We start from the raw sequence: 479 nt of genomic DNA on the forward strand, positions 1-479 counted from the left end.
CTCCTGCGATTAAGGAAATTATAAATCCTAAGGATAAATGTAATAGAAGAACAGTAGGAATGTATATGTATGGGGAAAGCGCTGTTTCGGGGAACTCCATAATTTTGTGCACTTCCTCAGGAGATATATTTGGGTCTTTTAGAAAAATGTTTTCTCTGGAGTCATTGAAACGTTGATTCATCAACCCAGGTTCTATTACAAACAATAAAAAAAAGGTCCATATGCAGAATGTCATTCCACCAATTAAGGAAATACCCATACCTATTTTTAAAGCTTTCTTCAATTTTAAAAAACCATTGTTTTTAGATTTGTATTCGTATATTCCACAAATAACAGGAATACTATGTATGAGAAATTCTATACTACCATCCCATATAGAAAGGTTAAAAATATTGCTGGTCATATAACGAATAACATTTAATATAATCCATGCAATACAAATAATTATTCCATATTTGATGATGTATTTTTTAGTAGAA

Annotated in this window: 1 protein-coding gene; it reads right to left on the reverse strand. The window is 30.3% G+C overall.

The genetic code is table 11. The features are described from left to right. The coding region (locus tag Z054_RS0127535; protein WP_035093973.1) for a DUF4199 domain-containing protein at positions 1-403 on the reverse strand (403 nt) is incomplete at its 3' end. Positions 404-479 lie beyond the last annotated feature (76 nt).

Source organism: Aquimarina macrocephali JAMB N27, assembly GCF_000520995.1.
GTDB lineage: Bacteria > Bacteroidota > Bacteroidia > Flavobacteriales > Flavobacteriaceae > Aquimarina > Aquimarina macrocephali.